We start from the raw sequence: 346 nt of genomic DNA, 5'->3' as shown, positions 1-346 counted from the left end.
CCTGCCCGTGGTGATTGGCTTGGCGTTGCTTGGCATCGCCGGGGTGAACTTTGCCAACGGACTCGCCGAGAAGGAGAAGCAAAGCCAGTCGGCAGCATCTTTGGCGCCTTGCCAGGTAATGACTCGTGATCAACTAGTTCCGGCTGACGGGACGCTCTTCGGCGTGAATCTGGATTGGCACACCAAGTCGTTGTCCACGTTCGCGAAGGACCTGGGCCACAAGCCGGCCGTCAACGTTTCCTTTACGGGCTTTCCACTGACCGCCAAAGATGAAGACGATCTTCGACGGGCAGTTGACCAGATCCGCGCCGATGGCCACATGATGCTTCTGACCCTGGAACCGGAC

The 346-nt window shown here is 59.0% G+C and carries 1 protein-coding gene; it reads left to right on the top strand.

Annotation, left to right across the window (positions count from 1 at the left end; translation table 11 throughout):
- Positions 1-346, top strand: a 346-nt coding sequence (locus tag SB764_RS38875; RefSeq protein ID WP_410866593.1) for a hypothetical protein, incomplete at both ends; no start/stop codon positions are given.

The sequence above is a fragment of the Paraburkholderia sp. SIMBA_027 genome, assembly GCF_046535315.1.
Lineage (GTDB): Bacteria > Pseudomonadota > Gammaproteobacteria > Burkholderiales > Burkholderiaceae > Paraburkholderia > Paraburkholderia tropica.
The sequence above is the reverse complement of the archived record's forward strand: the minus strand, read 5'-3'. Positions and strand labels throughout refer to the sequence as shown.